The 1,726-nt window shown below is 45.0% G+C and carries 2 protein-coding genes; both read right to left on the bottom strand.

From position 1 onward, the window contains the following. Positions 1-145: 145 nt before the first annotated feature. On the bottom strand, positions 146-505 hold the full coding sequence (locus AZ66_RS28930) for a GIY-YIG nuclease family protein (RefSeq protein ID WP_021259871.1): 360 nt from the start codon (positions 503-505) through the stop codon (positions 146-148). Between the two features lie 42 nt (positions 506-547). Further along, positions 548-1,444 carry a vWA domain-containing protein gene (locus tag AZ66_RS28935; protein ID WP_231587098.1) on the bottom strand — a complete coding sequence of 299 codons (897 nt, stop codon included), beginning with the start codon at positions 1,442-1,444 and terminating at the stop codon, positions 548-550. Positions 1,445-1,726 lie beyond the last annotated feature (282 nt).

Genomic DNA, 1,726 nt, shown 5'->3' on the forward strand with positions numbered 1-1,726 from the left:
AATCCACTGTGTAAAAACAGGAACAAGAGGTGGCAAGAGACACTTGCTAGGAAACGGGTGTTGTATGAGTTAATTCGTTTCTGGCTAGCTAAAGAGAAAGGGCGGGGAAGCCTCCCCGCCAATTCTTGCAATTAACCCCAACAACTTATTCCTTAGGTGGCTTGTTATACCCTTTATCTCCATAGGGCTGCAACTTTTCAAGCCATGGCTTTATGATTTGCTTCACTTCCCAGCGAATGTCGGTCACCTTATCGGTTTCCTTCTGCTCCAGAATCTCATAGGTGAAGGCACTAGATCCGAATTCCTTCCAATCCTTCTGGAGCTGAGCATTTGCAAATCTGCCCATGTCCAACTGCATTTGCAGCGTAAGCCATTTATTTTTCAAATTGGGATAGCTGTCAATATAGATTTTTCCGTTGACGGTGTTCGTAATTTGGACAACCCCCATGTAAGTCTTGATCTGTTTATAAGCTTCAATAAGCTCCTTGCGCTTGTTCATATCCATGTTGTTTGTTCTCCTTTTCAAGTATGCAGAGTGAGGTGAAAATCATATATATCTGGCGATAATACGAACTAACTTTGCAGGCAGCTCATACAAATTTGTAATATCCAAAAAACGGTCATTCCCGTAGATGGCATGAATGATATCCTTGTCTTGACCGACTGCAGCTGCAAGGAATCGAACACCTTTTCGCTCATATTCCTCTATTGTTTGCTGCATGTCATTCACTGCATAAGCTCCTGTGTAATCGTCCATTGCTTTGGGCTGTCCATCACTAATGCTAATGAGCAGCTTGGTTTGTTGTGGTGACACGGCTAACCGTTCCGCCATCATCCGCAGCGCCATTCCATCGCGATTATTACTTCTGGCCTGGATGTTCATGAGTCTGAATCGGTCGCTTGGATCTGGTTTCTCCAAGTCGGTGTAAGCAAAGATCGACATTTGCTCCATCCTGGAAACATCAGCCGTGTCGCCGTAGATGAGTATGGGGATCTGGCAAATCTGACAAAATTCATAGACTGCAATCACCGCTTGCTTTGCTGCCTCCAATCTGCCAAACGCAGACATCGATGCGGATTCGTCAATCCTGAGGCCAACCACTAGTGAAGGGGACTCAGATGGAGGACGTTTTTTGGCAAAATATCGATAATCCCTGTAAGCCACACTATCAGCCTGAAACTTGCTTCCATAGTAACGATTCCTTGTATATTCGGAAGACACCTCATGCTCCAGCAGCGGGAGTGTCTTTCTGGCAATTTCCCTCACGATTGGCATGAGTCCTCTGCTGAGACGATCGTAATCGTGCTGATCTTCTAGCGTGTAGTCTGGTCGGTGAACGATAAGCTTCACCTTTTCATGAATCGTATTGGACACCAAATCCCTTGCGGCACGATTCAGTTTTTTGCGAAAATCGCGCTCTTTTTGTTTTTCATCCTCAGTCATTGGCGCTGGATTGGCCTGATGATATTGGGGGAGCCGTCTTCACCCGTATCTGTACTTTTCAGTTCGCCGTGAGAATTCGCAGATGTTAGTGATGAATGATCCACACTATCCGCAGATTTTCTAAGTGCTATGCCTTTTTCCTCGGTAAGGCTGTCAGCATCATAATCAAGATCCGAATCGATATTTCCCCATGTCTTAATTTCTATTGTATCACCGATTTTTGTTTTTTTACCTGATTCGCAACGTCCTCTAAGCTGGCAAGCAAACCATTCTTCTCAAGTG

The organism is Paenibacillus sp. E194 (assembly GCF_000935845.1).
Lineage (GTDB): Bacteria > Bacillota > Bacilli > Paenibacillales > Paenibacillaceae > Paenibacillus_B > Paenibacillus_B alvei_B.

What these genes read in the sequence shown, in the direction of transcription:
- AZ66_RS28930 (WP_021259871.1), bottom strand. Translation starts at nt 505, where the DNA reads ATGGATATGAACAAGCGCAAGGAGCTTATTGAAGCTTATAAACAGATC.
- AZ66_RS28935 (WP_231587098.1), bottom strand. Translation starts at nt 1,444, where the DNA reads ATGACTGAGGATGAAAAACAAAAAGAGCGCGATTTTCGCAAAAAACTG.